This is a genomic window from Pseudodesulfovibrio sp. JC047, assembly GCF_010468615.1.
Lineage (GTDB): Bacteria > Desulfobacterota > Desulfovibrionia > Desulfovibrionales > Desulfovibrionaceae > Pseudodesulfovibrio.
Map to the genome: position 1 here is coordinate 177,187 of NZ_WUEH01000003.1, position 25,050 is coordinate 202,236.

At 52.9% G+C, this 25,050-nt stretch carries 26 protein-coding genes and 1 tRNA gene; 17 read left to right on the forward strand and 10 right to left on the reverse strand.

Going from position 1 to position 25,050, the window contains the following annotated elements:
- Positions 1-45: 45 nt before the first annotated feature.
- Together GO013_RS03105 and GO013_RS03110 are read right to left on the reverse strand one after the other, a co-directional pair.
- Positions 46-342 (reverse strand): hypothetical protein, encoded by a 297-nt coding sequence (locus GO013_RS03105; RefSeq protein WP_163808587.1) that lies wholly within the window; start codon positions 340-342, stop codon positions 46-48.
- Positions 343-363: 21 nt separating this feature from the next.
- Positions 364-1,812: a reductive dehalogenase gene (locus tag GO013_RS03110; RefSeq protein WP_163808588.1), complete on the reverse strand. Its 1,449-nt coding sequence runs from the start codon at positions 1,810-1,812 to the stop codon at positions 364-366.
- 209 nt (positions 1,813-2,021) lie between these two features.
- Here GO013_RS03110 and GO013_RS03115 point away from each other — a divergent pair, with 209 nt between their 5' ends.
- Complete coding sequence (locus GO013_RS03115) at positions 2,022-3,659, forward strand: sigma 54-interacting transcriptional regulator (protein WP_163808589.1); 1,638 nt, start codon at positions 2,022-2,024, stop codon at positions 3,657-3,659.
- Positions 3,660-3,705: 46 nt separating this feature from the next.
- On the opposite strand, the gene GO013_RS03120 is transcribed toward GO013_RS03115, so the two are convergent.
- Positions 3,706-4,326 carry a hypothetical protein gene (locus GO013_RS03120; RefSeq protein WP_163808590.1) on the reverse strand — a complete coding sequence of 207 codons (621 nt, stop codon included), beginning with the start codon at positions 4,324-4,326 and terminating at the stop codon, positions 3,706-3,708.
- Positions 4,327-4,488: 162 nt separating this feature from the next.
- Here GO013_RS03120 and GO013_RS03125 point away from each other — a divergent pair, with 162 nt between their 5' ends.
- The 9 genes from GO013_RS03125 to GO013_RS03165 all read left to right on the forward strand — a co-directional run bounded on the left by GO013_RS03125 (position 4,489) and on the right by GO013_RS03165 (position 12,697).
- Positions 4,489-5,034 (forward strand): TetR/AcrR family transcriptional regulator, encoded by a 546-nt coding sequence (locus GO013_RS03125; RefSeq protein ID WP_163808591.1) that lies wholly within the window; start codon positions 4,489-4,491, stop codon positions 5,032-5,034.
- 407 nt (positions 5,035-5,441) lie between these two features.
- Positions 5,442-7,658 (forward strand): cation-translocating P-type ATPase, encoded by a 2,217-nt coding sequence (locus tag GO013_RS03130; RefSeq protein ID WP_163808592.1) that lies wholly within the window; start codon positions 5,442-5,444, stop codon positions 7,656-7,658.
- A 4-nt stretch (positions 7,659-7,662) separates the two neighbouring features.
- Complete coding sequence (locus tag GO013_RS03135; RefSeq protein WP_163808593.1) at positions 7,663-7,974, forward strand: heavy-metal-associated domain-containing protein; 312 nt, start codon at positions 7,663-7,665, stop codon at positions 7,972-7,974.
- Positions 7,975-7,999: 25 nt separating this feature from the next.
- Positions 8,000-8,596 carry a hypothetical protein gene (locus GO013_RS03140; protein ID WP_163808594.1) on the forward strand — a complete coding sequence of 199 codons (597 nt, stop codon included), beginning with the start codon at positions 8,000-8,002 and terminating at the stop codon, positions 8,594-8,596.
- Positions 8,597-8,607: 11 nt separating this feature from the next.
- Positions 8,608-9,153 carry a magnetosome protein MamC gene (locus GO013_RS03145; protein ID WP_163808595.1) on the forward strand — a complete coding sequence of 182 codons (546 nt, stop codon included), beginning with the start codon at positions 8,608-8,610 and terminating at the stop codon, positions 9,151-9,153.
- Between the two features lie 23 nt (positions 9,154-9,176).
- Positions 9,177-9,572: a YtxH domain-containing protein gene (locus GO013_RS03150; RefSeq protein WP_163808596.1), complete on the forward strand. Its 396-nt coding sequence runs from the start codon at positions 9,177-9,179 to the stop codon at positions 9,570-9,572.
- A gap of 4 nt (positions 9,573-9,576) precedes the next feature.
- On the forward strand, positions 9,577-9,798 hold the full coding sequence (locus tag GO013_RS03155) for a hypothetical protein (protein ID WP_163808597.1): 222 nt from the start codon (positions 9,577-9,579) through the stop codon (positions 9,796-9,798).
- A 19-nt stretch (positions 9,799-9,817) separates the two neighbouring features.
- A complete protein-coding gene (locus GO013_RS03160) occupies positions 9,818-11,956 on the forward strand; it encodes a heavy metal translocating P-type ATPase (RefSeq protein WP_163808598.1) in 2,139 nt (712 codons plus the stop codon).
- Between the two features lie 3 nt (positions 11,957-11,959).
- Positions 11,960-12,697: a FeoA family protein gene (locus GO013_RS03165; RefSeq protein ID WP_163808599.1), complete on the forward strand. Its 738-nt coding sequence runs from the start codon at positions 11,960-11,962 to the stop codon at positions 12,695-12,697.
- 220 nt (positions 12,698-12,917) lie between these two features.
- Here the strand turns inward: GO013_RS03165 and GO013_RS03170 are convergent, their stop codons facing one another.
- The 6 genes from GO013_RS03170 to GO013_RS03195 form a co-directional block, all read right to left on the reverse strand.
- Positions 12,918-13,145 (reverse strand): hypothetical protein, encoded by a 228-nt coding sequence (locus tag GO013_RS03170; RefSeq protein ID WP_163808600.1) that lies wholly within the window; start codon positions 13,143-13,145, stop codon positions 12,918-12,920.
- A 280-nt stretch (positions 13,146-13,425) separates the two neighbouring features.
- Entirely contained in the window at positions 13,426-13,833 is a 408-nt protein-coding gene (locus GO013_RS03175; RefSeq protein WP_239057716.1) for a MarR family winged helix-turn-helix transcriptional regulator, read from the reverse strand.
- A 122-nt stretch (positions 13,834-13,955) separates the two neighbouring features.
- Positions 13,956-14,396, reverse strand: a complete 441-nt coding sequence (locus GO013_RS03180; protein WP_163808602.1) for a transcriptional repressor — start codon at positions 14,394-14,396, stop codon at positions 13,956-13,958.
- A gap of 327 nt (positions 14,397-14,723) precedes the next feature.
- Positions 14,724-15,290 carry a hypothetical protein gene (locus GO013_RS03185; RefSeq protein WP_163808603.1) on the reverse strand — a complete coding sequence of 189 codons (567 nt, stop codon included), beginning with the start codon at positions 15,288-15,290 and terminating at the stop codon, positions 14,724-14,726.
- Positions 15,268-16,653 carry a hypothetical protein gene (locus GO013_RS17170; RefSeq protein ID WP_239057717.1) on the reverse strand — a complete coding sequence of 462 codons (1,386 nt, stop codon included), beginning with the start codon at positions 16,651-16,653 and terminating at the stop codon, positions 15,268-15,270. The genes GO013_RS03185 and GO013_RS17170 overlap by 23 nt, the downstream gene beginning before the upstream one ends.
- Positions 16,654-17,055: 402 nt before the next feature.
- Positions 17,056-17,131, reverse strand: a tRNA-Ala gene (locus tag GO013_RS03195).
- Between the two features lie 140 nt (positions 17,132-17,271).
- On the opposite strand from GO013_RS03195, the gene GO013_RS03200 reads away from it, so the two are divergent.
- The 7 genes from GO013_RS03200 to GO013_RS03230 all read left to right on the forward strand — a co-directional run bounded on the left by GO013_RS03200 (position 17,272) and on the right by GO013_RS03230 (position 23,974).
- Positions 17,272-18,270: an ABC transporter permease gene (locus GO013_RS03200; RefSeq protein ID WP_163808604.1), complete on the forward strand. Its 999-nt coding sequence runs from the start codon at positions 17,272-17,274 to the stop codon at positions 18,268-18,270.
- Positions 18,267-19,109: an ABC transporter permease gene (locus GO013_RS03205; protein WP_163808605.1), complete on the forward strand. Its 843-nt coding sequence runs from the start codon at positions 18,267-18,269 to the stop codon at positions 19,107-19,109. The genes GO013_RS03200 and GO013_RS03205 overlap by 4 nt, the downstream gene beginning before the upstream one ends.
- Positions 19,110-19,416: 307 nt before the next feature.
- Positions 19,417-21,030, forward strand: a complete 1,614-nt coding sequence (locus tag GO013_RS03210; RefSeq protein ID WP_163808606.1) for an AAA family ATPase — start codon at positions 19,417-19,419, stop codon at positions 21,028-21,030.
- 109 nt (positions 21,031-21,139) lie between these two features.
- Positions 21,140-21,733 (forward strand): MarC family protein, encoded by a 594-nt coding sequence (locus GO013_RS03215; protein WP_163808607.1) that lies wholly within the window; start codon positions 21,140-21,142, stop codon positions 21,731-21,733.
- A 175-nt stretch (positions 21,734-21,908) separates the two neighbouring features.
- On the forward strand, positions 21,909-22,670 hold the full coding sequence (locus GO013_RS03220; RefSeq protein ID WP_163808608.1) for an acyl-ACP thioesterase domain-containing protein: 762 nt from the start codon (positions 21,909-21,911) through the stop codon (positions 22,668-22,670).
- On the forward strand, positions 22,667-23,107 hold the full coding sequence (locus GO013_RS03225; RefSeq protein ID WP_163808609.1) for a GNAT family N-acetyltransferase: 441 nt from the start codon (positions 22,667-22,669) through the stop codon (positions 23,105-23,107). Before GO013_RS03220 ends, GO013_RS03225 begins: the two co-directional genes overlap by 4 nt.
- Before the next feature lie 3 nt (positions 23,108-23,110).
- On the forward strand, positions 23,111-23,974 hold the full coding sequence (locus tag GO013_RS03230; RefSeq protein ID WP_163808610.1) for a transporter substrate-binding domain-containing protein: 864 nt from the start codon (positions 23,111-23,113) through the stop codon (positions 23,972-23,974).
- Here the strand turns inward: GO013_RS03230 and GO013_RS03235 are convergent.
- A complete protein-coding gene (locus GO013_RS03235; RefSeq protein WP_163808611.1) occupies positions 23,971-25,002 on the reverse strand; it encodes an HD domain-containing phosphohydrolase in 1,032 nt (343 codons plus the stop codon). The two genes, GO013_RS03230 and GO013_RS03235, sit on opposite strands and share 4 nt — an antisense overlap.
- Between the last annotated feature and the right edge of the window lie 48 nt (positions 25,003-25,050).

Sequence of the window (25,050 nt, forward strand, 5' to 3'; positions counted from 1 at the left end):
CGTGCAGGGGGGCACGGACACCGGACATTTGTATATATGAAGATTTTATGCCGTCAGTCGTTTTCGGACAGAACGCATGGTCAAAACAGCCACAACCAACATCGGCAATCCCATGAAGACCACGGTCAGCCAAGCGGCTCGCGCAACGCCTTCCTGAAAAGACGCGATGAATGTCTGTCCCATGAACATGAACAGAAGGAAAACCACCACCACACCAATCCATTCCATCCATTTGAGACGGATCGATTTTTCCTTGAGAAACACAAACAGATATGTCGCTCCGCCACCCATCAGAAATCCGATGAGGACGTACCAAAACCACGTCCAGCTTATCAAATGCATTTTCTTTTTCTCCCTGTTTCCTTATGAGCGTGATTTGTCCAAACCAAAAAGCGGAACGTCCATGGGATCGGCATCCCACGGCGACTTGGTGGGTGCTGGCTCCTGACCGTATCCAAAGATATCGTCCATATTACGGATGATGGAGTTCAGGGCCGGAGCTTTGGCAATGGACATGCGCACGAGGTCATGCATCACGGCTTCGTCAAATTTGGTAAAAGGACAGACGGTTTGGCACCGGCTGCAATCCGGGTCACCGCTCAACATGTAGGAATAACATTTCTTGGCATTCATGTACCACCCCTTGTATCCCTTGGCCTGCCACGGGACATCGCCACCCCAGAACGGCTCATCGGCCATGCTGATGGCACCAGACGGACACATCTCTCCGCATTTCTTGCAGACCTTGCAGAATTCCACGATACCGGCGTCAATCGGTTTGGTTTCGGCCAGCGGCAAATCGGTCACGGTGAGCATCACTGTCCGCAAGTCCGTCCCCCATTGCGGGCTACACAAAATACCGGCCCGACAGCCTTCGCCCATGCCTGCCATGATACCAAAGGGCACACTGCGGCCAACGGAACTGGTTCCACCTCCAAAATGCTGATATCCCAGACCTCGCAGGAACACCTTGATTCGATTGGAGTAGATATTTGCACGAGAATAGGCGGCCGTATTACTACAGGCCCAACTCATGCGGTCCGTGTACTGCTGCATCCACAGGGACTGGGGAATCACCGCACAGATGACCCACAAATCCTTGTTCGGCAAAACATATTTGCCATTCGGCTTGGCATACCCCTTTTCAACATCCTCGAATTCAATGATCCCGTAGAGCAATTTCTTGGTTTTCTCATTGAGCTTGACAAACCCCATGTCCGCGGCACCGAGAATCCGGCCAGCCACCCGCAGCATCCGGGAATTCTCTTCCGGCGTGCCTTCATATTTTGGCACCCCGAAATCGTCGGGCGTATAGAACATGGTGGGATGTTCCCACTCGTTCAGGGCTTGTACATCCGGTCCGGTCCAGCCTGGGGCGAGGGAACTAAGCGCGCCCCATCCCCAACAATTAGCATCACCCAAGGCCCGATCTCGCAAGGAATAGCCCGGCGCATTTTCACGAACTTTCTTGGTGGTGGATTCAATATTGCTGGCATGGATCTTCATATATTCATTTTTGTCGTCCCACGCATCAGGATTGAACAACGTGGCCTGTCCGCCGGGAAATACTTCCATATTGTCCCAATCGATCTGAACGGTCGGCTCATCCACTTCACGCACCCAAAATGGCAGATTGCGATCAGCATGGGGGGACGCCATCATATCGTCCAAATCCTTGAATCCAGCAGCAGAAATGCCACCAGTCGCTGCTTGCAATCCAAGTGCCCCGCCACCAACACCCAACATTTTCATGAATGTTCGACGCCCGACAGTGGAATGATAGTGTTTTTTTCTCGAAATCGACTCACGCATACAACCACCTTGTGTTTAAAGTCATACTTTGGCATCACGCCAACAGCACAACCTACTGCATACTCCATGCCCCACAATATATGTAGATAATTCAGATATTTAACAAAATAGACAGACACAAACAGGTTGTCCCATTTGACAAATTCGTACCATGGTGCAAATTTAGTGAACTATTTACACAGTCTATTTTTTCAAACGGTTGGAAACAAATGAGCGATTACACATTTTTACGGAATCTGATTTTAAGCATCAACAGCAGTCTGGATTTTGCCCAGGCCATGCGAGCCACGTATGCTTTCCTGTCTCAACATCTTCCAATTGTCGGCATATCCCTGCATCGATTTCTACCCCAGCTCCATTCGACACAACTGGATTTTCTGACAACGAAAAATGAATTCTACGCATTGGATACGCTTGTCCCCTTATCGGACCAAAGCATGGAACGGCTGCAACAGCATGAGCAGGCCAAAGATATCTCCCATGGATGCAGCTGGAAAGAAGCATCCATGGGCAAATGCCTCAATCACGCGCTAGCGGGCTTCATCCCTCCCGGGGATCACTCATTTCTGGTGGCCATTTTAACTGCGGGCGACCACATCGTGGGTCACCTCTGTCTGGTCGGAAAAGAAAAGAACTGTTTTACCCCCGAACATGAGGCCTTACTGGAATTAATGCGGGCACCTGTGGGGCTGGCCATGATGAATCTGCTCCAACACCGGAAGACCCATGAATTGCAAATGCGACTGGATGAACACCGACGGCAACTGGCCGGAGAGGTCAGCCTGCTGAAAGAAACGTCCATCATCGGCAAGGATGGAGGCTTACGGCACACCATGCAGATGGTTGAACAACTGACAGGCAGTGACGCGCCCGTGCTTATCATGGGAGAAACCGGCACTGGCAAGGAATTGATTGCTGACGCGGTCCAACGGGTATCAGCCCAAAGAGACGGCCCATATCTCAAGATGAACTGTGGAGCGATCCCGGAATCCCTCATCGACAGTGAATTGTTCGGCTATCAGAAGGGCGCGTTTACCGGCGCATTGACCGACAAACCCGGAAAATTCGAACAGGCATCAGGCGGCACCCTTTTTCTCGATGAAATCGGCGAACTGTCTCCTTCATCACAAGTCCGACTCCTGCGCGTCTTGCAGGACAAGGTCGTGGAACGAGTGGGTGGCATCAGGTCCATCAGGATTGATGTCCGCATCATTGCGGCCACCAACCGTCCTCTTGAGAGCATGATGCAGGCCGGAACTTTCCGGGAAGACCTCTATTATCGGCTGAACGTTTTCCCTCTCAGATTGCCCCCTCTCAGAGACCGTACCGAAGACATTCCCTTATTGATTCACCATTTCATTGAGGAATTCAGCAAAAAGCTCCACATATCAAAGAAGATTGAAATCGAATCGAATTCAATGAAGCATTTGTATGAATATTCATGGCCAGGCAATATTCGGGAACTCAGAAACCTGGTCGAACGCGCATTGACCGTGCACCCGTCCGGCAAGGTAAATCTTGCTCAATACCTGCCGCAGGACCCGGGCTGGTACCTCTCAGCCGAAGAAAGTCCGGGCTACCTGAAAAAAATGATCCAGGAAGAAGTGGCAGCGACCCTTGCGACCATCAAACTGCCCGAAGCGCAATCAGAAGTGCCCCAAGACATGAAAGACGAGCCTCCCCTCTCCCTTGATCGAGCCATGGCTGCGCACATCAGCACCGTGCTCCACCATTGTCGAGGCAAGGTCAGCGGACCAGGCGGCGCGGCCGAACTTCTGGAGATCAACCCCAGCACGTTGCGCAAACGGATGAAAAAACTCAATATCAATTTTGGGCATTCAGGATAGAATTCGTCATAAGGGAATGAAGGCATCCGTGCATTTCAACGGCCAATCATTCCCCTTTTTCAGGTCGATACGGTTCTTCGCGAACACCATGGGAGACAACCAGTTTAAGCATGTAAATCGGTGCAAACCAATCCATTCCAACCGGTGGGGCACAGATCTCCGGCCCAATCATGATTGAGAACACAATAATCAAAAATGACACAGGTCGCCGCAAATACAGTGGCAGCCGGTGTATGAAAAGGATGGAAAGCATCATGCAACCATACCAAAAAGTCGCGTACCACCAGGTCACAGCAAAGCACAAAGGCACAATGAAAATCTGAAAATGAATAAATGGGAAAAGCACGCGGCTTCCAACCAGCTTTTCCAACCACGAACGCGCCACGCGTTCCTCGGTGTGCAAAAACCGTTTCATGGACCCAAGCGCATTGGTCACCACCCCACCAACCATGTCCAAAGCCAGGACACTGGCCACCACAAGTTGTGTCAGGCTCCAATCCAAATCCCGCCAAACCAGAAAATACAACAGGACAGGAGCGAGCACGATCACGTAATTCGCGAGCACATTCTCGGCTTTGGTCGCACCATACCCTGTCGTGAACGAAAACGTTCCGGGACATTCCCAGTCAATATGCGCCTTTTTGATGATGAATTTGTCCTGTGACATACGATACTCCTTCGGATTTTCCTGCCCCTGAACCGATCACCCCTGCCTTCAAGCTCGTCACTGTGCGTATAGTCTTTTTTCGACCGTATGGACTAAATACGAAATCTTGACTCTGTTCGTCAAGGAATTATAGTCCAGATGGTCGAAAAAAAAGGAGACGCAATGCCCAAAATAATAGATCACGAACGCTATCGAAAGGAACTCGCGGCACAAGCCACCAAAATTTTTCAACAACATGGCTATGCAGGGATGGGAATGCGCCAAATTGCCAAAGAACTCGGCATCTCGAAAAGTGCGCTCTACCACTATTTCCCGAGTAAGGAGGCCCTGTTCACAGCATGTTCAAAGGCGGTCACATCCTTTGAAGCTGACGAATTCGATGCAGCATCCATCGCCGCCATGAACCGACCTGAACGAGCCAGGGCCTTGATCGATTTTTTCATGCGACTCGAAAAGGATTTCAAAGGCGAACTCACGGTTCTGCTGGACTATCTCAGGCCGCTCTCACCATCCCTGATCGCCAAAGACGAAAACATGCGTCATTCGAACCAACAATACACAACCATGATCACGGCCTTTGTCGGACCTGACAAGGCCCAATTCGTGCTATGCCTGATGTACGGTCTGCTCCTCCAGCGACTCTTTGACGGGGGGACAAGCGATCTTCAGGACTTCGAGGAAAAATTGATCGCTATCATGGACCACTAATCACCGCCGCCCCCTTTCCCGCCCCATTGATCACCGCAAAAGCCAGATATCCTTAACGATATCTGCCATCGCTTTCCCTTTCAAAAAGACAGAAATCATCCGTCTTTTCCATGCATTTTTACCGCAATATTTCCGTTCGAATCAAAAAAACGACATTTTTGCGTGACAATGAATTCGATTTTCATTATCAACTCTTTGCTTGCATATGCACGATCACCTGTTCAATGACACACAGAACAGCCAGTCGTCGCATAATGGGCAAAATGACCAGCTGGACACAGGAAAAACCGCACATGACATGCGCGGTCAAAAAAAACAGCAGTCACTCGTGACAATGAAAAAGACTTTCATTCTCGAATACTGTTGTCCATTCAGGACAAATTCACACTCCAGAATTGAGCACTATCGTGAAACAGACCATGACCATCCGCCACTCAATTCCCGGACGAATTCGCGTTCGCATTCGGGACCTGTATAAAAACGAAAAACTCGCGTTTTCGTTTGACACTCAACTTGGCACACTCAATTTCGTTAAAAATGTCCGGGTCAACCTCCGCTGCGGCAGCTTGGCGGTTCGCTTCACGCCGACCTCGGGCGATACCGATGCGATACTCGCCAAGATCACCGACATCCTGCATATCGAAAACACACCCGAGGCGCGGGGTATCCACCCGCCCGCCTGTGCGTCTTCCCTGTGCGAATGCACGGCCTGTGCAACCACTGAAGCAGGATGCAATCCCGTCAAATCAGCCCTGCACCGTTTCATTGCGGTCAGTTCCGTCATGGGCGTGGTCTTCACCAGAACCACCATCCTTGGTCTGACCGTCGCCGAGACCGCACTCAGCCCATTGGGACTGGTGGCCCTCGGCCTGTCCTTCCCACTCTTCAAACAGGCCTATCACCAACTCAAACAGAAACGTTTTACCCTTGAAGCGTTCCTCGGAGCGAGCTGCGTGGCTGCCGTGGCTGCTGGTGAAGCACTCACCGCATTCGAGGTTCTGTGGATCAATTCCGGGGCCGATCTGGTCAAGGCATGGATCACCGAACGCTCCCGCAAATCCATCAGCGACATCTTGGAAGTCTCCTCCCATCACACCTTTGTCCTCATCAATGGCGTCGAAGTGGAAAAAGACGTCGAAGCCTTGCGCGCAGGTGACATCGTGGTGTTGCACACCAGCGAAAAAGTCTGCGTGGATGGCGAAATCGTGGATGGCGAAGCGCTCATGGACGAGGCCCCCATTTCCGGCCGGTCGGACTTCATCCCCAAAACAGTCGGGGACACGGTACTGGCCGGAACCTTCGTCCGTCAGGGCGTGATCTACGTCAAGGCCCATGAAGTGGGTGATCGCACCTATCTTTCCCGCGTCCTGAAAATGGTCGAGGATTCACTGGAAAACCGCGCCCCCATCGAAGGGGTGGCCGACAGGTTGGCCGCCAATCTCATCAAGGTCGGTTTCGTCACCACTGCCGGGACATGGTTGCTGACCGGCAGCCTGTACCGCGCCTTCACCGTCCTGCTCGTCATGGCCTGTCCCTGCGCCACGGTGCTGGCCGCGTCAACCGCTGTTTCCGCAGCTATCAGCGCAGCGGCCAAACGCAACATCCTCATCAAGGGTGGCCGCTATCTTGAAGAAGTCGGCAAAACCGATACTGTCTGCTTTGACAAGACCGGCACACTGACCACCAACGCCCCCATGCTCGCCCGCATCGTCTCAATGAACGGGACCAACGAGGACGTATTGCTGCAAATGGCGGTCTCCGTAGAGATGCACAATCACCACCCATTGGCCCAGGCCATCAAAAACGAAGCGGAGGAACGGTCCATCGTTCCAAAAGAGCATACGGTCTGCGAATATGTCCTTGGCATGGGAATGCGAGCCGAAGTGTCCAACCGTGAAATTCTTGTCGGCAATCGAAAACTGCTTGAAAAACACGAAGTCCCGGATATCAAAAAAGCCGAGACCACAGCGGCTCCCCTCCGCCAACAGGGACGCACCGTCCTCTTTGTTGTGGATGACAAGAAAATTCTCGGCCTGCTCGCCTTTGACACCATGATTCGACCCGAAAGTGGCGAAGTCGTAAAACGGCTCCGACGCGGCGGTGCGGACGCCATCGTGTTGATCACTGGCGACGAGCCGAACACGGCCAACGAATTATCCAGACGGCTCGACATCACCGAGGTCCACGCCTCGGTCATGCCTGAGGAAAAGGCCACGATTGTCGAGACCATGCAAAAACAGGGAGCGGCCGTTCTCATGGTCGGCGACGGAGTCAATGACGCTCTTGCCATCACCCACGCCGACGTGGGGGTCGCCATGGGCGCGGGCGGCAGTGAAGTCGCCATCGAAGCGGCGGACATCGCCCTGGTCAACGACGATCTTGGCGGGCTGGTGTATGTCCAGTCCCTGAGTCAGCAAACGCTGAAAGTCGTCCATCAGAACTTCTGGATCGCAACGGGATCAAATCTCATCGGCGTTGTTTTCGGGGCCATGGGGATGCTCACGCCCATCATGGCCGGCATGATCCACATCACCCACTCGCTTGGCATCTTGGCAAACTCGGCACGACTGCTGCGCTACGAGCCTCTGCCACTGGAAACCACCGCGCCAATACAGGAGCAATAAGACCATGGATTTCAAACTTTTGATGGAGCTTCGACACCATCTCACGATCAAGCATCACGTCCCCGGACGTATCCGGATCAAGTTCGCCCTGGCATTATTGGCGGACTCCCGGGCGCAGGCCCTCAAAAAGGACGCGGGCGACTCACCCCCTCCATTCATTCGCAACACTTCGGTCAATCTCTTCACCCGAATGGTCGTTATCGAATACGATCCGGACGTGATTGTGCCTGAGAAACTACATGAAGCATTGACCACCGAGGACCCGGCACGATTCACGGAATTGGCAGCGGAATTCGAACAAATCGTCTCCGCATAATAGAGAGCAAAAAGGAGTATTTCACATGGAAAACATACAACAGGCACAGCCCGATATGGGACAGACTCAACCAGCAGGGCAATTCGTACAGCCCCAACCAGGTGGATTGTATCAATACGTTGCCGGAGCCGGATTCGTTCAGGTCCAGGGCATCCAACCGGCACAGCCCACCATGGGCGCACAGATTCCGACCATGCATCCCGGAACAAATGCACAGGCTGACATGGCCACAGCGCAGGCAGCCGCACAAGCCGCAGCCTCTCAAGCGGCTCGCCAGACCGCCGACGCCACTGCCGGAATAAATGGACAGGGTATTCCCGAGGGCACGGACCCCAAATTCGACCAGAACAAATTCGGCCAGATGTACACCGTCATGAACGACGTCATGAACGGCGAGCCAGATCCAACCAAGATCATGGCCTTGTTTCAGGAAACGGACGGCGATTTCTGGAAAGGTGCCATCGTCGGAGCGGCGGTCGGCTTCCTCGCCAGTAACGAAACCGTGCGAGGTGCCGTCACGGGCGTTGTCGGCTCCATGTTCGGCAATGGCGATCCCGCAGGCCCACAGGTCACTGTGCCACACCCGACAAATAAGACCTCTTCACTGTCCACTGCATCATAAAGGAACATTCAATGACACAAAGTAATTCCACCCCGTCCTTTGCCAGAGCCGCATTTGGTGCCGCTCTGGTCGGAGCGATTATCGGCGGCACTTCGGCTGCCGCACACGGCATCAGGCAAGTCAAAAACGGCACGGCCACGACAGAGGATGTCGCCCGAACCGTGGCCCGAGAAGCAGGCACCACCGCCGTGGCTGCGGGAACCGCTGGTGCAGTCGTCGGCACCTTCAGCCTCAGCCCGCTCGTTTCCTCCCTCGGCATTGTGGCGGTGGCCACCGGCGTCAAATACGCCATGGATTCCCTGATCGGTTCACCGACTCCGGCAATCGCTCAGGCCGAGCATAACCACGCTCCCCTGCAAACGGACCAGACCGCATCAAAGACCCCACCCAAGAAAACTCCGTCAAAAAAGACACCGGCCAAAAAAGCCGCTCCCAAGAAAAAGACGACAAAAAAGGTGACGGCCAAAAAGACCACCACCTCGAAAAAGACTGCATCGAAAAAGGCATCGACACCCACGACAACTGGCACCCCCACCAAAACCGCTGAAAAGAAATAGCGCACCACAACGAGGAAATCTTCATGAGCGACTCCATCAACCATCCACAGCCAGGCGAATCATCCACCGAAGGCGCCTATTCCCGGGACCCGCAAAATCCGACGTATTACTTTCAGGACAGCAATCAGTATGGGACGGTCAACGCCGCACCCACTGCCCAGTACTCGACACAAACCGCCGCGCAAACAGCACCGGTCCCCACGGATTCCTCCATGGCCTCGTGGGTCAACTTCACCAGCACCGACTATCTCAAAGGCCTTGCCCTTGGCGCAGGTGTGGCACTTGTTGTCACCAACCCCACCGTGCAAAAAACCGTTGTTTCCGGCGCGGTCAAGATGTGGGCGGCCCTTCAGGGAGGCGTCGAGGAATTGAAGGAACAAGTGCAGGACGCCAAAGCGGAAATCAGTCAACAGGATTAAGCAGATGGCAGTCACCAAAAGTACCCCCCCGTCCAGTGCATCGGGGATGTCGTCCAAGACGAAAAAGACGCTGGCAAAGGCCGGTATGGCGACGACTCTCGGAACACTGGTCGCTACTGGGCTAATGGAAACCAACAAGACGGACACCTTGAAAAAAGTCCACCTCTGGTCCGGTTTCGCCCTGGTCGGCTTCTCATACTGGCATTATTCCCTCTATAAAAAATAAGCGACCTGCGGAGACACCCATGACCGCGAAAGCGGAACCACACACACGGGCATTCACCATCGCCCACGAAGTCAGAAAACGGATCAGGCTGCGGAGTCAACGGCTGTTCGACCCCGCACTTGATCTGAAATACCTTGAAGCGTTGGTGGAATCCCTACCCGGCGTGGAGTCGTCCCGGACCAACAAATGGGGATCGAGTATCGTCATCGAGTATGACGGCAACCGGACAAACCGGGACCGCATCCTCAACCTGCTCGAAAATATTCCCGTGGACGCCTATATGCCCGACGGCATGAAAGCCGATCCCATTTCCCTGCCCACGGTCGTGGCGCAGGGGGCGGCTGCCGCACTCACCCCGTTCATGCCGCCGCAGGCCGCAGCCCCAACGAGTTGGCTCATGGGACTGCCCACCATGCTCGAAGGCCTTCATTCTCTGCTCTATGACGGAGTGAAAGTCGAAGTGCTCGATGCCTCAGCCGTGGCCTTTTCCCTGCTCAGACGAGACTACTTCACGGCCAATGCCATCGTGGCCATGCTCGGTTTGGGGTCCGCCATGGAGAACTGGACTGAAAAGAAATCCAACGATCTCCTGAAAAACCTCTTGCGTCCGCAAGTGGAAATGGTCTGGGTGGAACGGGATGCGCAAGAGAAACAGGTCAACTTCACCGATCTCATGGTCGGGGATCTGGTCATCTGCGGTTCTGGCGAACTCGTGCCCGTGGACGGCGTGGTCGTGGACGGAGACGCGGCCCTGAACCAAAGCTCCATCACCGGCGAATCCCTTCCAGTCCATGTTTCCACCGGGGATGACGTCCTTTCCGGAGCCGTGGTCGAAGACGGACGCATCAAGATTTCGGCCAACAACGTGGGGAACGAAACCAGCATGGCCCGCATCGGACGTTTTCTTGAAAACTCCCTGCGAACGCAATCAACATCACAGAAGAAAAGCGATGAACTGGCCGACAAACTGGTGCCGGTCACCTTTGCGCTTGGCCTTGGCCTGTTTGCCATGACCCATGATGTGACCCGGGCGGCATCAGTCCTCACTGTGGACTATTCATGCGCCATCAAGCTCGCCTCACCCGTGGCCGTCAAGACCGGAATGCACACGGCCGGACACTGCGGAGTGCTGCTCAAGGGCGCACAGGCACTGGACAACCTCGCTCATATCGACACCATTGTATTCGACAAGACCGGCACCCTGACCAAAGGCAATCTCACGGTTGCGGATGTGCTCCCCCACGGTACCATGCACCCGAATGAACTGCTTGCTCTGGCCGCCGGAGCGGAAGAGCACTATTCTCATCCCGTGGCTCGTGCGGTCGTGGCCGAAGCCAAAGCGCAAAATCTTCAACTTCCGCCCATCAGTCAGGTTGACTTCATTGTGGCCCACGGTGTTTCCGCCCATGTCGAAGGTGAACATATTCTGGTCGGCAGCCGTCATTTCCTTGAAGACGATGAAGGTGTGGACTGCTCCGGGGCCGAAGCACAGGGCCGTGCATTGCGCGCTCAGGGAAAATCCCTGCTCTATGTAGCCCGTTCCGGCCACCTTGCGGGCATCATCACCCTGCGGGATGAACTCCGGCCAGAAGCATCCGAAACCCTTGCCATGCTCAAAAAACGTGGTATTCATAAGATTGTCATGCTCACTGGTGACCATAAGGATACGGCACAATCCATTGCCGCTGACCTCGGATGTATCGATGAGGTCCACTGGGAACTCAATCCAGAAGACAAGGCGGTACTGATCAAGGAACTTCAAGAAAATGGCCACATTCTCGCCTTTGCCGGGGACGGCGTGAATGACGCTCCGGCACTGGTTTCGGCGGACGTTGGCATATGTATGCCCGGCGGCGCGGACCTGGCCCGGGAAACCGCCCAAGTGGTCCTCCTTGAAAATGACTTGCGTATTCTGGCCGTGGCCCGTGATGTGGCAACACAGACGCAACGAATTCTGAAAAGGACCTTTCAAGCCGCAGTCGGCATCAACTCGGCGGTCCTGCTCGCGGCCACGGCGGGCACACTATCTCCGGTCGCGTCGGCGTTCCTGCACAACGCCAGCACGCTCGGCATTCTCGGATACGCGGCAGCCGCTGGACGAAAAATCCCCGTCTCCGCACAACAGCTCGATTCAACAGCCACTTTTCACAAGGCATAACCGATGTATACAAGTTTGACGCACGCCCCCACTGGGGTTGGATTGACCATCTCACGAATCACCGACCCACATCTCGAATCTCGTATGGGAAAAATGGGATTGTTCGTGGGCGGCGACATCACACGCCTTGACGAGGACGTGGCCCTCCAGACCGTCCGCGTCAAAGGCCCCAAGGGAGAAGTGGTTCTCGGCGGAGGCATGGGCGTCAAGGTGGTCACCCATCTTGACGATGGCCGCATGATTCCACTGACTGAAATGAAACCCGGCGAAACCGGGCATGTGGAATGTGTCACCGCAGGTGGTCCCGTCCAAGACGGCATGGAAGCCCTCGGGTTAAAAAACAATGATCCCATTGAACTGATTCGCATCCTGCCACCCATGGAATTCATCGCCATAATACAAGGGCGTGGTCGCATCCGCTTGGCCGAGGGCATGGCTGCCAAAATTCTCGGCCGCATGGGCGACATCCAATGCCAATTTGCCAACGCACAGGCCGGTATGGACTTTGAAGTGGAACGAATACTCGGCGGTCATCGAGCGCAACGCGCTATTGCATCGCTGGATATCGCTCCCGGTGTCATCCTCCGACTCGAATCCGTGGGCAAGGCACCCAGCTATCAAATGACACGACAAAGCCGGTGCGTGGTCAGCAGCCCAGAAGGATTGCGCCTCTACCTGCGTCACGACCAGTCCGATCTTGTCATTGTCTCCTATGAAGAAGCCGACGAATTCACCAGCTGAACACCATGAGAAAAAGCCCAGATTGATTACAAAGTCCAATCTGGCAGGCTGTTGAGAAATCGTCAGCCGCTAGGCGCAAAAAAAACTCAGGGCCGAAGCGTATTTATGCATACGTGAGGTTCTGAGTTTTTTGCAGCAACGACGCGGATGGCGGTTTGTCAGCAGCCTGAGCCGCCTTCCGAAAGGAAGACGGCTCCTTGAAAAAATCATTCGGACAGGGCTATGCCTTGACTTCCATCTGCTTTTCAGCCTTGGCGTCATGCACCATTTCCTTGACCTCATTGGTGGCCTTCTGAAACGTATCCACTGTCCAATCCTTGGCCTTGATCCCCGCCTTGATGGTGGATTTGGTCGCCTTTTTGACCGTATCAGACTTGGTGGCAGCATACCCGAGAGCACCACCGACAACGGTCCCTGCAACAAAAACAGCAATTCTACCGAAACTCATAGAGTCCTCCTTATGCCCATTGGGCCTGTCAATCGACATTCCCCGGCCACCCTCTTGGTGATCCCGGGACGCATATCATACTCATTGACCAATCAAAATCGCCTCTCTGTCCGATATTTCGCCACCCGGACACGACAGAGTGAGTATACGCTTCTCTATTTCACCGTAAAATGGCGATGTTGAATTCCATTCTCACAGCAGACATTGCCCTGACTGCCATCCAAAAATGCGCAACACTCCGTGGAGCATACTTCATGCTCTTTGCCACACAACGATTGGATCACTTCAGATATTTATCCATCCATTTGTTCATTTCTTCGCCCATGACACGGACAACCTCAATTGAGGCATCATCAAGGGTGGACATATATTCCAGAAACTCCCGATCATGCGATTCATGAAACGCCAGATGGGTGTCACTGGCGATATGACCGAGCTCTGTTGTACGGATAATGACACGCGCCTTGTTGTCTGGATCGATTTTCTTGGTCAACAGCCCTTTTTTGACGAGCTTGGCAACCAACTGAGACACGGCCCCCTTGGTAATACCAAGCTCAGTGGCAAGCGAGGTCACACCAGTGCCGCCCTGCATATCCACAGCGGTCACCATATGAATTTCAGACGGATACAGCTCCATGCCAATCCCGAAATCAAAGGCCTTGCGGTCGATGATTGAATACTTTGCCATGGCCCTGCTGAATTCCCTGAGCACGGGCATCATTGCTTCAAATGTTCTCATGCTGACAAGTTTAGCAACGCAACAGTTTTGTGTCAAAAGGGCCTCAAACCCGCAATGGCACCGCAAAAAAACTATTTTTCCTTGGCCTGACACGCAGCGCACAAACCGAAAAGGCACATGTGATGGCGTGTCAATGTGTATCCGTGGGCGATGGCCACTTCTTCCTGTCTTGCTTCAATGGAGGCATCATAAATCTCGACCTTGACCCCGCACTTCATGCACACCAGATGATCATGATGCGCATGTCCGTATGCGTGCTCATACAGGGTGATACCGTCACCAAAATCCACGCTGGCGGCCAACCCGGACTCCACCAGCAATTTCAAAGTTCGATACACCGTGGCCTGCCCGATGTCGGGTGCCCCCTGCTTGACCAATTGCCCCAACTGCTCTGCGGAAAAATGGTGTTCAGTCTCCAGAAAAGTCTCGACGATACGCTTCCGCTGTGGGGTCATGCTCAAGGCATTCGCGTCCAAATACTCCAGGAAAACTCCTTCTGCGTTTTTTGACATGGAAGAGACTGAAATTCATTTTCATTCTCATGTCAAGTGGGAAGTAATTTTTACACATCAAATCACGATATCATGCACACATGCCCACGAGACATTTCAAAATGACATGGTGTCACCGTCACAAAAGCATTTGTTCCTACAAAATTCTTATCCTGATCAGGCTCCCGGCAAAAAAGACTCGAAACAATATGAACACGGAAGAACGGGACACTTCTCTCTCTCTTTAAATTCTGAGCATAAGCACTTCCGATAAGTACCATAAAATTTTGTATACATATCACAACCACCCAATCATTTGTTTTCATTTTTCCACAAAAACGGCCTGGATCACTTCCTTGGCGGCAACAAATCATCCTCTGTCGGAGCTGCAATGCCATATTCTCCATATCGGATCTTTCGTGTCCATTGGTAGCGTTTGCCATCGAATTTCCACAGGTTATCTCCAAAAACATAATCGGGCATTCCTTTTGTAGACAGACCAGTTTTCTTAGGTATCCAATGGACAGAAGGAAAGCCCACTTCTATTGGTTCCCAGCCAGTAGACAGTTTCTTATAAATATATACGGTACATCCACCTGTGCCGCAGTAAAATGAATGAGCTATAGATATCACCAACTCCTTAGTACCATCTGAATTTACGTCGAATGGAATTGCGTATATTGTTGGCTCATAGCAGGAGTCCTTTGCAATGGCTGCGAAATCATCCTCATAACTACTCGATATTTCGCACAGCTCCTCTCGGCTTAATATTGTGTACTCATATGAGGCGGCATCGCACCGAGTGGCAACAAACCCAAGAATAGCGAAAACAAAACAAACGAATAAAAGCAGAGGGCCGACAAGGACCCTCCGCTTTCCACATGCTTCATAATCATTTTGCATAAGGGACTTCATACCCTTTAAACTTCCTGAGATATTCAGAGACACATGTACCGTTTGCATCTGTGGGGTCATCCTTTCCATCTGATTCAAGATATTTTTTAATACCACCTGCGACACCTCTCAAATGAGCACCAGCAAGCAAACCAGACGCTGTTATTTCGATTCCTCCTACCTCTTTACCTATATACTGATCAAGTTTTCGATGTTCGATATCACGCCATTGAGAACGCTTGTATTCATCGAAGGAATTTTCCTGGGCTTCCGGGGAGTTCAAGAAGTCCTCTTTAGAGTTCACACCGTTCTTCCCTGTCCAATTACCATCCTTATCTTTGTAGCCAGCATCAATAAGTGCGAGCTTGCCCATTTGGTATTTACCCAAGTAGCCAAGCTGGTTGACTGACTTATAGTCATTTGATGATTCACGAGCACCCAAATCATTCAAGAATGTATTATACTCATTATCCTGGCCCTCTGATTCCTCTGGCTCTTCCTTGTTGTCAGCTTCCTGTATTTTTTGCGGCACTGCGTTCTCTTCATCCTGCCCGGTTTCGACGTCAGCCTCATTCTTATTCAGTTCCTTTTGGTTATTGGGAATGCCCTCAGCCTCCTCCTCACCACCAGCATCGCTATCAGTACCGATATCGTTCTCAGCCAACATTTCGGCATTTTCTATCTTGAAGTCCGACTTGACGCCCGGCACATCGTCATTTTCAGACACTCGTATTTTTTCTCGATCAACGCCAGCATACCCCAGGTACTTGTCGTACATAACGTCTGCATCCTTCTCATCGAACTTGGCCTCGGACAGCACGTATTTATTGATGAGATTGAAAGCGGCATCATCATGACTTTGGATATCCTTTTCGTCTTTGGCACCAAGCGCGCCTTGAGCGAGTCGCTGTAAACCCTTATCGAGCACGCTACGAGAGTGCTCGTTGAACTTGTCCAAAATAAACTGATGCCCCTGCTGCAAGAACTCCTTTTTGATCTTGGGGAGAGTTTCAGACAATGCTCCATGCCGCTTTCCTCCCTTGGGAAGATCGGACAGAATGTCATGCTCATAGTCGTCGAATTGCTTTTTGAGAATGTTCGCATCGGTGGACGGCCTATTGCCAGTGACATTCTTCTGCCAATCGGTCAGTCCTTTTCCAAAGAAGTCATGTGCTTCGTTTTCCTTCTCGACTATGGAATTGAGTCGATCCAAATCATGATAGGCATCACGCTTCTGTTGATTCGATTGCTGTCGTTGGTTTTGACTTTTGATACCAATACCCAATTCCAAAACCGCGTTCCGCTGACGGGGTGTTGCGGTGTCGAGCATTTGCTTCTGCTCATTGGGGGCCATGGTAAGCAATGATTTTCCAAAATCAAACATGCTTCAGTTCCTTCGCTTAAAATGTTGATTGTTCAAAGATCAAACATCGTAACCCCGGTTTTCTGCTCAGGACATAAATGGGCATGAATGGGTATTAAAAAGACGAAAAAAGCATAACTTGGTCGCTTGACAAGGTTTTCAAAAGTGCCGCCTCAAAGGCCTGGCAGGCTGGACCATCTCATTCCAACCCCGTAGCACCCACCGTGCCAAACAAGAAAACGGGCCACCAAAGTTTCTCAACTTAAGTGGCCCGTTTTCTCAACTTACGTGTCAGCTTACACGGAGCACTATAAAAAACCAAAAAAATCGGGAGAGGACACATAGCGGACACAGAGCCGTTTTCCAGCCCCAAGCCAAAGGAAAAGGACTTCAAGCAATCACTTGAAGTCCTTACACTTTCTATGGTGGAGCTGGAGGGAATCGAACCCACGACCTCTTGAATGCCATTCAAGCGCTCTCCCAACTGAGCTACAGCCCCACGCTGTTGGGTGGAGGGATAACTAGCCAAGACACTAGGCAATGTCAATAAAAAATTGCGGTGTACAAAAAGTGCTGTGCATTGATTCGTGGATCGTCTTACAGTAAGAAAGCACTTGATCGAATTGAGATGGAGAATGAATGGCACACGTTCTGAAACGGTTATGTATCAAATTACTCTGGGTTGGCGTGGTGTTTCTCGGCATCACGGTCATCAGCTTTTGGGTGATTCATCTGGCTCCAGGTTCCCCGACGGACCTCCAAACAACGTTGAATCCCGATGCCGGTATCGAAGCGCGTGCCCAGCTCGAAAAACTCTATGGACTCGACCAGCCACTTCATATCCAATACGCCAACTGGCTCAAACGGCTCGTTCAACTCGACTTCGGCCAATCCATGTCCGGCGACCATCGGCCTGTCTGGGACAAGATCAAAGAACGACTGCCGTTAACCTTTGGCATGAATGTCGCCTCCATGATCTTGACCCTGCTCATTGCGGTCCCCATTGGGGTGACGGCCGCGTGGTGGCGTGGTGGCATTTTTGATAAATTCTCGACCGTGGTCGTGTTCATCGGCTTTGCCATGCCCGGCTTCTGGCTCGCCCTGCTGCTCATGCTCTGGCTCGGTATTGCCTGGCCCATTCTTCCCATCTCAGGACTCACGTCCCTGGGCTACGACACCATGTCGCCCATGGGAAAGGTATGGGATATTACCAAACACCTCATCCTGCCGATTTTCATCTACACATCCGGTTCATGGGCAGGCATGTCCCGCTTCATGCGCTCCTCCATGCTCGAAGTCCTGCGCCAGGACTACATCATGACCGCACGGGCCAAAGGACTGTCCAACCGGGTCGTTCTCTTCAAGCACGCCCTACGAAATGCGCTCATGCCGGTCATCACCATTCTCGGACTCTCTGTTCCGGCCCTGATCGGCGGCTCCGTCATTATTGAATCGATCTTCGCCCTCCCCGGGCTGGGACAACTCTTTTATCAAGCCGTCATGGCCCGAGACTATCCGCTCATCATGGGTTCTCTGGTCCTCGGTGCCATTCTGACACTGATCGGCAATTTACTGGCAGATGTGGGATATGGCCTGGCTGACCCCCGAATCCGTGTGGGACAAGGGGGCAAACGATGAAACGCAAACCACTCAAACGAATTTCTCCGTGGGCGCGTCACGCACTGCTCATTATCGGTGGACTCTTTGTCGGACTGATGTCGATGGCGGCTGTTTTCGCTCCCATACTCGCCCCGTTTGACCCGAATTTCATCAATGTTGACGCACTGCTTCTCCCGCCATCCACAACGCACCTCATGGGCACTGATGCTCTGGGGCGAGATGTCTTTTCCCGCATTCTCTTCGGGGGACGGGTCTCGTTGTGGGTGGGATTCGTGGCCGTGGGCATCGCCACATCCATCGGATTGGTCCTCGGCCTGGTTGCCGGGTATTTCGGACGTTTTGTCGATGAAATCATCATGCGCGCCGTGGATGTCATGCTCTGTTTCCCTTCGTTCTTTCTCATTCTGGCTGTCATCGCCTTTCTGGAACCGAGCCTGACCAACATCATGATTGTGATCGGGCTGACTGGCTGGATGGGGGTAGCCAGACTGGTCCGCGCTGAAACCTTGACCATCCGGGAACGGGACTACGTCTTGGCCGCTCGTGCCGCCGGAGCCGGATCATTTCGCATCATATTCAAACATATCATGCCCAATGCCATTGGTCCGGTCCTTGTCTCCGCCACCCTTGGCGTGGCCGGAGCCATTCTCACAGAATCATCCCTATCTTTCCTCGGGCTTGGAGTCCAACCACCAGACGCCTCCTGGGGGAATATGCTCATGGAAGGCAAGGAAGTGCTTGGCATCGCGTGGTGGTTGTCCGTTTTCCCCGGACTGGCCATCCTGTTCACCGTGCTGGGATACAACCTGCTTGGAGAATCCCTGCGAGACCTGCTTGATCCACGATTGAAGCACTAATCCGACGAGCGGTACCTAAAGGCCCTCTGCAATACCTTCGTGCACGTCGAGTCTTTCCAAAAGTATCTTCCATCATTTTCCAACAAAAAACGGTTCATGACGTTCCTCTTTTCCGCAGCGGCCCACTGGTGTATACAAAACATTGTTCCCTTGAATATTTAAACGAGTTGCCCCAAAATATACCGACACGGGCGGCTCGAAACGCGTTGATTGAACATATAAAATGGCCGCTTTCCATTCTTCATTCCCTCTGCGGACCCGCGAAAACATCCGGGGCAGACAAAAAAACGAAAGGCCAGAGGCACTCATGCTTGAACTGTTACGGATCAAAAACCTTGCCCTCATCGAAGACGTTGAACTGGAATTTTCTCCGGGGCTGAACACGCTCACGGGTGAGACTGGTGCGGGTAAATCGTTTATCATGCGCGCCGTGGATTTCCTGCTGGGTGAACGTATGGACAGGAAACTGGTCCGCCCTGGCCGGGAAAAAGCCTCTGTGGAAGCACTGTTCATCCTGCCCGAGGGAGAAACCGTCATCCGACGCGAGCTGTCCACCGAAACCGGACGCAGCCGTGTCTATATCAATGACAGACTGTCTTCTCAGCCAACAATCCGGGACATGCGGTCCAGACTCATCATCCACACCAGCCAACATGGACAGCAAAAACTGCTCTCTCCGGCATTTCAATCGGAAATTCTCGATTCCTTCATTCCCGATCAATCCCTTCTCACCCAACGCAACGACACCCTGGCCGTGCTGCACGACGTGCTGGAACGCAAACGGCAGCTTACCGAAAAATTTGATGATCTGGAAAAACAGCGGGACTTCCTTGAATATCAGAAAAAGGAAATCGACGCCGTTGATCCCCAGCCAGGAGAAGAAGACGATCTCGAAGCACGCAAAAAGATTCTCAAAGAACAGGAACAGGCAGGAGAATGCCTGCAAAATGCACTGGACGTGCTGCACGGTGACGTCGGACTGCTCGATACCATGACACTCCTCTCTCGCGAAATAGATATCATCTCACGCCTGTTCCCGGGATTTGATGAAGACCGCGAAGCGATCGAGGAACTGCGCCTTCGACTGCATGACCTCGATACGCGACTCCGACGGGGACCGAAGGAGCTGGAAGACGACGACCCCATGTCATTGGATGACATCGAAGCACGCCTGTTCGAACTGGCCAAGCTGAAGCGGAAACTCCGGCGAGATCTGGATGACATCGTGACCCTGAAAACGGAAATCGACGAGAATCTGTCCTTTCTGGATGCCTGTGCATTGGACATGAAAAACCTGTCCCACGAAGAAAAAAAAGCAGCCACAGCATTGAAAGCGGCACTGCACGCGGTGAACACTGCCCGGGAAAAGGCAGCCAAGGAACTCTCCCACCGCATTGTGGCCGAACTCTTTGATCTCGGCTTTTCTGAACATATCAAGGTGCATTTCAAATTTGACGCACGAGAATTGTACCCCGGATGCGACGATATGCGCGGCCGGCTCATGTGGGTACCAAACCCTGGTCAGCCAGCCCAACCGCTGGACAAGATAGCCTCCGGCGGAGAGCTGTCCCGGTTCCTGCTCGCACTGGTCACCATGCGCGGCAACACGGCCAAGGAAAACGACGTTTTACCGTCGCTCATTTTCGATGAAGTCGATGCTGGAATTGGAGGCTTGACACTCAACTCGGTTGGCGGCAAACTCCGCGCCCTTGCAGACCGCCAGCAAATGTTGCTCATCACGCATTGGCCGCAACTGGCAGGCAAGGCGGACCGCCATTTCTTCATCCGAAAAGAAGTGGTGAACGGCGAGACCTACACCCGTTGCGACCGATTGGAAGCAACTGCCATCATGGATGAATTATCCCGCATGGCAGGAGGAGGGGAACAAGGTCGCGCTCTGGCTGAAAAACTCGTAAAATAGAGGTCCCTCCGGTCGGTCACCGGCGGTCTCTCCGAGACCTCGAATGGCATGAGATGCCCCTCCGAGGTCTCCCAACCCTTTTGAACGCGCCGTGCGCAAGGGCTTTGCCGTGACCACTCTTTTCATCTCACTCTATATCAAACTCTTTTTTCTGTTGACCCCCTTCTTCGTGCTGTCCGTTTTCCTGTCGTTCATTGAGGACATGGATACGGTACAACAACGCAAACTCGCCATTCGCGTAACCTGCGCTGTGCTGGTCATCGTGCTCGTGCTCTATTTCGGCGGAAACCCGATTTTCGCGACATTGGGCATCACCCTGGACGGATTCCGGGTGGGCGCGGGCAGCTTGTTGTTTCTCTCAGCGGTCTCGCTGGTCTCGGGCAAACGCGCTCGACCAGAGCCGGATGACGAAACCGATGTCGCAGTCGTGCCTCTGGCCATCCCCATCACCGTGGGACCGGCCACCATCGGTACACTGCTCATCCTTGGGGCCGAACTCGGCGGTCCCACTGAACAATTCATTGGCGCGGCCTCGCTGACAGCTGCCTGCCTGACCGTGGGATTAATGCTCTTTGTGGCCCCGGCCCTGAAGCGACTCATCGGGTCCATGGGGCTAGCCGTCCTCACCAAAATCACCGGACTGATCCTGTCCGCCATGGCCGCACAAATCATCTTTACCGGCGTTCGCAACTTCCTGTCATAAAACAACAACGGGACACCTCATGCTCCCAGAGCACGTCGCGTCCCGTTCCTTCCTCTGTACGCGCTCCATTTTTTCCGGTATTTCCTCCTGACATAAAAGCATGGAGGTCTCAGGTTTTATCCTGCGACCACATCGAGCTTCATGTAATGATAGCCCGAAAAAAGAGACACGAATCATGACGAAACACACGCCCCTCACTCTTGAACAGCCATACAATATCCGTTCATACGAACCACAAACCGATGGCCGTATCCCCATCTCCGCCCTCTGCAACTACTTGCAGGACATCGCCTCGCGCCATGCCGACACACTCGGTTTCGGTCTGCTCGATCTGCGCCAAAGCGGCCACTTCTGGGTACTTGCCCGATTACATGTCATGATGGACAGGATGCCCGGCTTCGGTGAACAACTCCATATCGAAACATGGCCTTCCGGCAATGAACGGCTGGTCGCACTCCGTGATTTTCTCATCCATGACGCACACGGACTTGTAGGGCGGGCGACGTCTTCCTGGGCCACCGTCAATCGGAAAACGCACCGGCCAGACGATCCTTCAACCGTTCTGGACAAACGATACATCCCGGACCGCGACCATGCCATGGTCTTTCCGTCCAAAGCGATCACTCGTCTCAAGAAAGGAGATCATCCCACACAGATTAAGGCCCGCCGAGCGGATACGGATGTGAACGGACACGTCAACAACGTCAAATATGTCGAATACTGTATGGAAGCGGTGCCTCAATCATGGATTGAGACGCACCAATGTCTGGGGTTGGACATTCAGTTTCGAACCGAATCATTTGCCGGGCAGGAATTTCAGGCAACCTGTACTGAAAGCACCTCAGACAGTGATATGGAGACCATACTTCACGCCCTGAATCGTCCGTCTGACACCCGGGAAATAGTCCGTATGAAAACTTGGTGGGAACAGGCATGACCCCAGAAATACGGCTCCGATTCGACAGTGATGGCGTCAACTGGACCGAGGCCGCCGAACTCATGCGACGCGCACCTCTCAATCAAAAAGAACCACACGCGCTCAAAACCGCGTTCGACAATAGCGACCTGATTTGCTGTGCATGGCACACCGACACACTGGTGGGCATGGCGCGCGCCCTGTCGGATGGCATTTTCCAGTCCGTGATTTATGATGTCTGCATTCTCCCGGAATATCAGGGAAACCATCTCGGGACACGAATAATGCGGGAAATGCTGGATCGTTTGCAGACCCCGAATGTCATTTTATGGGCAGTCCCGGGCAAGGAAGCGTTTTACACCCGATTCGGATTTCACCCGATGCGAACGGCCATGGGGCGGTTCGAAAACCCCGAGCGATCTGCACAGCAGGGGTACATCCTTCTCGAAGGGCACTAACGAATGATCCATCGATATTTTCTTGCGCTCATTCCCCTATTCGGCATGACGGTCATCCTCAGTCTCGGCCTTATTCTGCCCGATGCAGCCACGGCCACCCCGAGACCTCGCCTGATCATTGCACACGACGCCAACTATGAACCGCTTGTCTATGAGGATGAACAACACCTTCCCCAAGGCTACCTGATCGATTTCTGGAAACATTTCGGGGAAGCCAACAATATCGATATTCAATTCAAACTCGGGGACTGGAACGAGACCCTGTCCTGGATTCGTACTGGACAGGCAGACATTCACGGAGGTTTGTTCTTCACCAAAGAACGAAATCAATTCCTGAACTATCAAAACACCATTACGGCACTTTCGGCAGGCATATACATTGCCAACGGACAGAGCTGGAACGACTTTGACACCCTTCCAACCGGCGTGGTTGCCAGCGGATACTCCGAACACTACATGCACACGGCATGGCCAAACCGTCCGACGCAGTCGTTTCCCCAGGCAAAAGACATGATCCGTGCCGCCGTCAATGGGACGATCCAGGCCTTTATTGCCGATGAACCCGTGGCGGTCTTTTACCTGCGCAAATTCAAGGCCAAAGAAGCCTTTTCAAAACATGACGTCGCGTACAGCAATGCCTTGAAAGTCGCTGTGGCAAAAGATCGGCATGACCTTGCCTCCCTCATCGAACACGGGTGGGCACGCATGGACCCCAAAAAGCTCAAATACATCCGCAGCAAATGGTTTCTGGACGTGGAGAAAGACAGGGATTGGGCTTTGACAGGCATACTTATTGCCGCACTGGTCATGTTTTTCGGGCTGCTGTGCCGCATCCTCAACGGACGGTATGCGGCCCCAAAGAGCTAAACTCGAGCAATTTTCCGAGTCGGCTTTGTTTCCCCCATCCAGCCGTCCATGACCAACGTCTCGCCCAGCAATTTCAAAAAAGTCGGCTCATATCTCAGCGAATCCCGAAGCAGGACCAGAGCGGCTTGAGCAACATCCCGTGAAGATCGATAGGGACGAACACCAATCATGGCGGAAAATGAATCCGCCACGGCGCACAGCTTTCCCGCCATGGGAATTTCCGCGCCGATCCGCCTGCCCGGATACCCGGACCCGTCATTTCGCTCATGATGGTGACACAAACAGGCCATGACAACCGGGTCATCTATTGAAAGTCGTTGCACCATCTTCACCCCGGCCTGGATATGATTCTCAATGGACGCCCGATCCCGTCGCACAAGAAATTGTTTTTTGTCCCGAATGAAACGAGGCACCTGCGTCATGCCGAGATCATGCAAGATCAGACCGAGTGCCACTCGCACCAATCCGTCTTTTTGCACGCCTTTTCCCGCAGCATGAACATGCAGAGCCAATCCGATGAACATCGTATTGGTCGAATGGACAGCCAGACTGTATTCCTTATCCAACGTGCGGGTTAAAAACCGCACCCGATCGGGATCAATCCAGATATATTCCGCTAAAATCGATATATCCTTGACCAATAAATCAAACTCGCGACGTTGCGGCTGGGCAAAAAACTGATCCATGCGATCCCGAAACGCCAGAAAAAACGTTTCCGCGACCTCGGTGTCCGTCAGCCCCTCTTCAACCAGCAGAAGGCCAAGGCGTTTGCTCAGATGCTTCGCATATTCCTGATAATCATCCCGCAACAAAAACACCCTTCCCAGAGCCGCCAGTTGCGAAATTTCCTGCTGGCCTGATGTGCCCAGCCGCTCCCCGGCCTTATGATACTTCTTGACTTGCGCCACGGCGTCATCAAAGACATACACATCCACAGGCGGACGGAATTTGGGAAAACTTTCCAATATATTGGGACTGATCTGCAAATAGACTTCTTTCAAGGAGTCCTGTGCTGAAATATCATTCATAGGCAACGCTCGCTTCTCCATTCAAATGGTCCGCACGGTATACAGCTT

What these genes read in the sequence shown, in the direction of transcription:
- GO013_RS03115 (WP_163808589.1), top strand. Translation starts at nt 2,022, where the DNA reads ATGAGCGATTACACATTTTTACGGAATCTGATTTTAAGCATCAACAGC.
- GO013_RS03105 (WP_163808587.1), bottom strand. Translation starts at nt 342, where the DNA reads ATGCATTTGATAAGCTGGACGTGGTTTTGGTACGTCCTCATCGGATTT.
- GO013_RS03155 (WP_163808597.1), top strand. Translation starts at nt 9,577, where the DNA reads ATGGCAGTCACCAAAAGTACCCCCCCGTCCAGTGCATCGGGGATGTCG.
- GO013_RS03120 (WP_163808590.1), bottom strand. Translation starts at nt 4,326, where the DNA reads ATGTCACAGGACAAATTCATCATCAAAAAGGCGCATATTGACTGGGAA.
- GO013_RS17170 (WP_239057717.1), bottom strand. Translation starts at nt 16,653, where the DNA reads ATGTTTGATTTTGGAAAATCATTGCTTACCATGGCCCCCAATGAGCAG.
- GO013_RS03150 (WP_163808596.1), top strand. Translation starts at nt 9,177, where the DNA reads ATGAGCGACTCCATCAACCATCCACAGCCAGGCGAATCATCCACCGAA.
- GO013_RS03185 (WP_163808603.1), bottom strand. Translation starts at nt 15,290, where the DNA reads ATGAAGTCCCTTATGCAAAATGATTATGAAGCATGTGGAAAGCGGAGG.
- GO013_RS03125 (WP_163808591.1), top strand. Translation starts at nt 4,489, where the DNA reads ATGCCCAAAATAATAGATCACGAACGCTATCGAAAGGAACTCGCGGCA.
- GO013_RS03110 (WP_163808588.1), bottom strand. Translation starts at nt 1,812, where the DNA reads ATGCGTGAGTCGATTTCGAGAAAAAAACACTATCATTCCACTGTCGGG.
- GO013_RS03225 (WP_163808609.1), top strand. Translation starts at nt 22,667, where the DNA reads ATGACCCCAGAAATACGGCTCCGATTCGACAGTGATGGCGTCAACTGG.
- GO013_RS03170 (WP_163808600.1), bottom strand. Translation starts at nt 13,145, where the DNA reads ATGAGTTTCGGTAGAATTGCTGTTTTTGTTGCAGGGACCGTTGTCGGT.
- GO013_RS03200 (WP_163808604.1), top strand. Translation starts at nt 17,272, where the DNA reads ATGGCACACGTTCTGAAACGGTTATGTATCAAATTACTCTGGGTTGGC.
- GO013_RS03175 (WP_239057716.1), bottom strand. Translation starts at nt 13,833, where the DNA reads ATGGCAAAGTATTCAATCATCGACCGCAAGGCCTTTGATTTCGGGATT.
- GO013_RS03180 (WP_163808602.1), bottom strand. Translation starts at nt 14,396, where the DNA reads ATGTCAAAAAACGCAGAAGGAGTTTTCCTGGAGTATTTGGACGCGAAT.
- GO013_RS03165 (WP_163808599.1), top strand. Translation starts at nt 11,960, where the DNA reads ATGTATACAAGTTTGACGCACGCCCCCACTGGGGTTGGATTGACCATC.
- GO013_RS03210 (WP_163808606.1), top strand. Translation starts at nt 19,417, where the DNA reads ATGCTTGAACTGTTACGGATCAAAAACCTTGCCCTCATCGAAGACGTT.
- GO013_RS03135 (WP_163808593.1), top strand. Translation starts at nt 7,663, where the DNA reads ATGGATTTCAAACTTTTGATGGAGCTTCGACACCATCTCACGATCAAG.
- GO013_RS03220 (WP_163808608.1), top strand. Translation starts at nt 21,909, where the DNA reads ATGACGAAACACACGCCCCTCACTCTTGAACAGCCATACAATATCCGT.
- GO013_RS03235 (WP_163808611.1), bottom strand. Translation starts at nt 25,002, where the DNA reads ATGAATGATATTTCAGCACAGGACTCCTTGAAAGAAGTCTATTTGCAG.
- GO013_RS03160 (WP_163808598.1), top strand. Translation starts at nt 9,818, where the DNA reads ATGACCGCGAAAGCGGAACCACACACACGGGCATTCACCATCGCCCAC.
- GO013_RS03145 (WP_163808595.1), top strand. Translation starts at nt 8,608, where the DNA reads ATGACACAAAGTAATTCCACCCCGTCCTTTGCCAGAGCCGCATTTGGT.
- GO013_RS03230 (WP_163808610.1), top strand. Translation starts at nt 23,111, where the DNA reads ATGATCCATCGATATTTTCTTGCGCTCATTCCCCTATTCGGCATGACG.
- GO013_RS03205 (WP_163808605.1), top strand. Translation starts at nt 18,267, where the DNA reads ATGAAACGCAAACCACTCAAACGAATTTCTCCGTGGGCGCGTCACGCA.
- GO013_RS03140 (WP_163808594.1), top strand. Translation starts at nt 8,000, where the DNA reads ATGGAAAACATACAACAGGCACAGCCCGATATGGGACAGACTCAACCA.